This window comes from Occallatibacter sp. FHG110214_02, from assembly GCF_059115385.1.
Map to the genome: position 1 here is coordinate 145,577 of NZ_JBZYWK010000011.1, position 6,295 is coordinate 151,871.

Annotated in this window: 3 protein-coding genes; all 3 read left to right on the forward strand. The window is 57.7% G+C overall.

The features are described from left to right. Nucleotides 1–19: 19 nt before the first annotated feature. The 3 genes from AC5S3R_RS12180 to AC5S3R_RS12190 are packed head-to-tail and all read left to right on the forward strand — an operon-like array spanning nt 20 to nt 5,986. Nucleotides 20–400, forward strand: a complete 381-nt coding sequence (locus tag AC5S3R_RS12180) for a PadR family transcriptional regulator (protein WP_494267308.1) — start codon at nt 20–22, stop codon at nt 398–400. Next, nucleotides 397–3,156 carry an ABC transporter permease gene (locus AC5S3R_RS12185; RefSeq protein WP_494267309.1) on the forward strand — a complete coding sequence of 920 codons (2,760 nt, stop codon included), beginning with the start codon at nt 397–399 and terminating at the stop codon, nt 3,154–3,156. Before AC5S3R_RS12180 ends, AC5S3R_RS12185 begins: the two co-directional genes overlap by 4 nt. Further along, a complete protein-coding gene (locus AC5S3R_RS12190) occupies nt 3,149–5,986 on the forward strand; it encodes an ABC transporter permease (protein ID WP_494267310.1) in 2,838 nt (945 codons plus the stop codon). Before AC5S3R_RS12185 ends, AC5S3R_RS12190 begins: the two co-directional genes overlap by 8 nt. Nucleotides 5,987–6,295: the final 309 nt, after the last annotated feature.

Consider the following 6,295-nt stretch of genomic DNA (forward strand, 5'->3'; position numbering starts at 1 on the left):
GATGGCCAAGGAGAGAATCGTGACCCCACCCAGGCAAGACAAAGCCTCTGAAAAACAAAACGACGTGCTTCAGGGCACGCTCGACCTGCTCATTCTGAAAGCCGTTTCCCTTGGCCCGCTGCATGGCTACGGCGTTCTGTTGCGCATTCAGCAAATCTCCGCCCAGTTCGCAAAAGACGAGCTCATCATCCAGCAGGGTTCGCTTTATCCCGCGCTCTATCGCCTCGAACATCAGGGGGCCATTGCCAGCGAATGGGGCGAGAGCGAGAACAACCGTCGCGCCAAGTACTACAGCTTGACGAAACTGGGCCGCCAGCGTCTCGGCGAGGAAACAGAAAAGTGGCGTCGCATGTCCGGCATCATCAACGGAATTCTCCGCGCAACCGAGGAGAGCCTATGAAGCACTTTTTCGCACGCACTGCCGCGGAGCTTGGCTCCTGGATTCACTCCATCACGCACCGCCGCAATCTCGAAACTGAGATGGAAGCTGAGCTTGCGCAGCATCTTGAAAGCCGGACGGAAGACCTTATTCGCGCAGGCCACGCGCCGCAGGAAGCTGCCCGCATCGCTCGCATCGAGCTTGGTCCTGTGCTCAAGCACAAGGAAGAGATGCGTGCTTCGCTCGGCCTGCGCTTCTTTGACGAGCTAGCTGCAGATCTCCGCTACGCCATACGCCTTCTACGCAGATCGCCTGGGTTTACGCTTATTGCGGCGGGTTCACTCGCTCTTGCTATCGGAGCCAATGCCACCATCTTTGCAGTTGGCAAGCAAATCCTCTATGGTCGCGTTACTGTACCGCATCCAGAGCAGCTTCGTATGCTGCGCTGGGTGACCACTGGAAAATCGCCGGGCATGAGCGGGTGGGGTGAGTGGAACTCCACGCCGAACGGCGGCACGATTTCGCCGATCTTCCCCTATCCCATGTATCAGCAGTTGCGCGCCGCAAACCATGAGCTTGGCGACCTGGTGGCCTTCAAGGAAAACCGCATGAACGCCACAGTGCACGGGGACGCGCAGAATGTGGATGTGGTGATGGTTTCCGGCAATTTCTACGAGCAGATGCAGGTGCGTGTGCAGGCGGGCCGTCCTCTTCAGCCATCAGACGACCAGCAGCCAGGCTCTGGAACCGTCGCTGTCATCAGTGACGGATTGTGGGAAAGCGAGTTTAATCGTTCGCCTGCAGCTATTGGGCAACTTATCCGCGTCAACCAGCAGCTTATGACCATCGTCGGGGTCAATCCACGCGGCTTCACCGGCATCAAGGGGGCAATGGAACTGCCAGATATCGTGGTGCCCATCACCATGCAGCCGGTGATTAACCCCATGATGAAAAAGTCGCTGCTTGAATCCACGGATTTCTGGTGGGTCAACATTGCAGCGCGTGCCGAGTCGGGCGTTAAAGACGAGACTGCGCAAGCAGCGTTGGAAACAAGGTTCGCGGCAGTAGTTCAAAACGTCATGAAACCGAAGCCCGGCGAGACCATGCCAAAGCTTGAGCTCAGCGATGGAAGCCGCGGCCTGCACGCAATGGATAACGCGCTCTCCAAGCCTATTTACGTGCTCTTTGCGTTTACAGTGTTGCTCTTGTTGCTTGCATGTGTGAATGTGGCGAATCTCCTGATGGCACGCGGCTCGAAGCGTCAGCGTGAGTTGAATGTTCGTATGGCGATGGGTGCGGCGCGTATGCGCATCTTGCGCCAGTTGTTTACGGAAAGCCTGCTGCTTGCTTCGCTCGGCGGCGTGGGCGGACTCATCCTCAGTTATGCGGGAAGAAATGTATTTCCCCGGCTGGTGGAAGACCCATGGGAAGCGCACACAACTACAATTCCCTTCGATTGGCGTGTCTTTGCATTCACGCTGCTTATTACCTTTGCCACGGCTACTCTCTTCGGCCTGCTTCCCGCGTGGCTTGCCTCACGCAAGGATGTAAGCAGCCAGTTGAAAGAAAGCGCGCAACATGCCACGCGTCGCCGCAAGAGCTGGGGAGGCAAGGGGATTGTCGCATTGCAGATTGCGCTTTCTACAGTGCTCGTTATCGGTGCTGGTATCTTTCTGCGCACCGTTCTGCAACTGAGTTCGATTAGTCTCGGATTTGAGCCGAATCATGTGTTGATGTTTGATATCAACCCACCGGAGAAGCATTATGCAGACGGCAAGGGTGTGTTTCTGCATCAGCAGTTAGAGCAGAAGATCGCAGAGCTTCCCGGCGTCGAGTCGGTTGCTCCGGCGGTGATGCCGCTTGCCGGCGGTGGCATGATGAACTCGGGTTTTCGGACCGAGGATGAGCCCGCGAACAGCAAGAATCTTCCGCCGGAATACACCAACACCGTGGGCAATGATTACTTCCAAACGATGCGGGTTGCGATTGTTTCAGGGCGTGGCTTCGGCCCGCAGGATACAGTCAGCTCGCTGAAAGTTGCAGTTATCAATGAAGCACTTGCCCACAAGCGTTTCCCGCATGGCAACTCCATCGGTAAGCGATTCAAGATCGATGAAGACGACCCCAAAAGCGACTGGTACCAGGTTGTAGGCATCTGCGCCAATACGCGTTACGCACAGTTGAAGGATGAGCCTCCGGCGGTCTACTACTTGCCTTACGTTCAGCAGAAGGAAGTTGGCGGCATGACGTATCAGATTCGCACGCATGCTTCTGCCGCTACGCTTGTTCCCGCGCTGCGCCGCATTGTGCAGCAGGCTGACCCTGACCTTCCGCTCATCAACATTCGCACAGAGCGCCAGCAGATTGACTCCACCATGCAGATGGAGCGGATGCTTGCTACTCTCACTACTGGCTTTGGCGTGATGGCATTGCTGCTCGCATCGGTGGGCATCTACGGCATCATGGCTTACACCGTTTCGCAGCGCACGAATGAAATTGGTATTCGCCTTGCTCTCGGTGCGCTGCCGGGACAGATTCGCGCTATGGTGCTGCGCGAAAGCACATGGATTACCGCCGCAGGCCTTACTGCTGGAGTTGCAGGGGCTCTCGCACTCACGCACCTTGTTAAATCCATGCTCTACGGCATTGCGCCCTATGACCCAGTCACGCTGACATGTGCTGTTCTGCTTCTTCTTGCAGTGGCTCTTCTGGCCAGTTGGATTCCTGCACGCCGCGCCGCAAGCGTCGAACCGATGGAGGCGCTGCGCCATGAGTAAGCAAGACAACAAGCAAGGAGCAGGCATGAATATTCCATCTCATTTTGCGCAGTTTGCAGCGCAGTTGCGTTCCTGGCTTCGCGCCTTGCTGCATCGCGGTCAGCTTGAATCAGAGATGGACGCGGAACTGCAAAGCCATCTTGAAAATCGCATTGAAGATTTAATTCGCGCGGGCCACACGCTGCAGCAGGCTACTCGCATTGCCCGCATTGAGCTTGGGCCTGCGCTCAAGCTCAAGGAAGAGATGCGCGCTTCGCTTGGTCTGCGGTGGTTCGATGAGCTTGGTGCGGACTTGCGTTATGCCGTGCGCATACTGCGTAAATCGCCTGCGTTTACGCTGATTGCAGCGGGTTCGCTGGCATTGGCGATTGGAGCGAATACGGCAATCTTCTCTGTTGCCAAGCAGCTTCTTTATGAACGGCTGAATGTGCCGCACGCTGCGTCGCTGCGGCTCTTCTCATGGACAGGCCCGAAGGGACACGTTGCCGTGCATCACATCAATGGCGACTACGGCATGCTGCCCGGCGGACAGGTAACGAGCAAATCGTTTTCGTATCCGGCTTATCTGCAGTTGCGTGCTGAAAACAGCCTCTTTGAAGACCTCTTCGCGTTCAAGGACATACCGATGAATGCGACGGTTCGCGACCAGGCGCAGCCCGTGCAGGTGGAGATGGTATCGGGCAATTACTACTCCGCTCTGGGTGTGCAGCCGCAGCTTGGCCGCTTCATCCATCCGCAGGATGATGCTGTGCCCGGTAAGGGACTCGTTGCTGTTATCAGCGATGGAATGTGGCAGCGGGACTTTGCGCGCTCGCCTGCCGTGCTGGGGCAATGGATCAAGGTGAATGATGCGCCGCTGTTGATTATCGGCGTGAATCCACGCGGTTTTACTGGTGCGGGAGATGTGCAGCAATCGCCTGATATCTTTGTGCCGTTCTCTGCGCAGCCTCTCGTATATCCGCAGACCGTGCGTGGGGCGCGCGCGGCCAATGGGCACGTTGCGTATGCCGATGTGCTGCAGGAAGCGGAGTTCTGGTGGGTCAACGTCATGGGCCGCATCAGGCCGGGTGTGAGTGACGCGGCTGCGCAGACGGCGCTGAATACGCAGCTCTCCGCGATTGTGCGCAACACGCAGACGGTGCGAGCGGGAGACGAGCTTCCGCACATGTGGCTGCGCGATGGAAGCCGCGGGCTGTTTGAGCAGCAGCGGTTGTTTGCGCAGCCGATGGCTGTGTTGATGACGCTGGTGGGCTTTGTGCTGCTGCTTGCGTGCGCTAATGTTGCGAATCTTCTGCTTGCGCGCGGTGCGCAGCGGCAGCGCGAGATGAGTGTGCGGCTGGCTCTTGGGGCAGGCCGCGCGCGCGTGTTGCGGCAGATGCTTGTGGAAAGCCTGTTGCTCGCCGTGCTGGGCGGTGCGGGTGGTTTGCTTGCCGGATATTTTGGCAGTGCCGCTATGCCTGCGCTTGTGGGCAATGCCTGGAAGCAGCCGGAGTTTCAGATTCACTTCGATTGGAAGATTTTTGCTTTCACTGCGGCGATTACGATTCTGACTGGGTTGCTGTTTGGTCTTGCGCCCGCGCTGGTGGCGGCGCGCGCCGAGCTGGTGCATGGGTTGAAGGAGAACTCGCAAACCACTTCACGCAGACGCAAAGGGCTTGGAGGCAAGGCGCTGGTTGGTTTTCAGATTGCGCTTTCTACGCTGCTTGTTTTTGGTGCTGGCCTGTTTTTGCGCACGCTGGCGGGGTTGAACTCGGTTGATGTGGGATTTCGTACGGACCACTTGCTGCTTGCGGGAATCAATCCTTCGGAGGCGAAGTATCCGGCAGGCAAGGCGGTGCAACTGCACCAGCGCATTGAAGAAGCATTTGCGGCGGTGCCGGGTGTGGAGGCAGTTACGCCGGCCTCTGTGCCTTACGTTGCCAGAAACTACGATGGCACGGACTTCCTTCCCGAAGGCGAGCGCGAGGACAAGAACAAGCACCAGGAAGAGGTGTATAACCTTGGCGGTAGCCGGTTCTTTGAGGCGCTCGGTCTTCCTATTGTGGCTGGGCGTGGCTTTGGGCCGCAGGATACAGCTACTTCCACCAAGGTTGCCGTCATTAACCAGGCAATGGCAAAGAGCCGCTTTCCGGGGCAGAACCCTATTGGAAAGCGATTCAGAACCGACGAAGAGGGCGTAAATACGGTCTGGTATCAGATCATCGGCATCTGCGCGGATGTGCGCTACTCCGATCTGCGCGACGACCCTCCGCCGCAGTTCATTCTGCATTATGCGCAGCAGCCATCGCTGTATGGCTTAACCTACGAGCTGCACACCAGCGTTGACCCGGAGTCGGTGGTGCCTGCGCTGCGCAATGCGCTGCACCAGATTGACCCCGATCTGCCGCTGGTCAACATTCGCACGCAGCAGCAGCAGATCGACGCGGACATGCAGCAGGAGCGGCTTTTCGTGACGCTGACCTCGGGCTTTGGCGTGCTGGCCTTGGCGCTGGCGGCTGTGGGCATCTACGGCATTATGGCCTATACCGTTTCGCAGCGGACGAATGAGATTGGCATACGGCTTGCGCTGGGCGCGGTGCCGGAGCAGATTCGCGGCATGATTCTGCGTGAGAGCTCATGGATTGCGGCTGCGGGTATTGCGGTGGGGATTGCGGGGGCGCTTGGGCTGACGCGGCTGGTCAAGTCCATGCTGTACGGCATTGCGCCTTACGACCCAATCACACTGGCAAGCGCAGTCGTACTTCTTCTCGCAGTGGCGCTTATCGCCAGTTGGATTCCCGCCCGCCGCGCCGCCGGCGTGCAGCCAATGGAAGCGCTGCGGCATGAGTAAAAGAAGAATGCGAGTGCCCCGGTCCCTGGCATTGGGGGGACCGGGGATACTCATACAGTAACTTCTTTCATCTCCGTTCTCCCATAAAACAAGGCGTTGTCATCCTGAACGACCACCGGGAGGGCCACAAAAGTATCGTGGTGCGCCGAACGCGCAGCCGTTGCATGCAATGCAAAATAAATTCCAAATCTGTGGATAACTCTTGCGCTCAATTAACCCCAAATATGCCACACTAAAAAATGAGCTAACAAAACAGCCCGATTCCGCCAGGAATCGGGCTGTTCGCATCAAGGCAAGAGACCTACCCCC

What these genes read in the sequence shown, in the direction of transcription:
- AC5S3R_RS12185 (WP_494267309.1), top strand. Translation starts at nt 397, where the DNA reads ATGAAGCACTTTTTCGCACGCACTGCCGCGGAGCTTGGCTCCTGGATT.
- AC5S3R_RS12190 (WP_494267310.1), top strand. Translation starts at nt 3,149, where the DNA reads ATGAGTAAGCAAGACAACAAGCAAGGAGCAGGCATGAATATTCCATCT.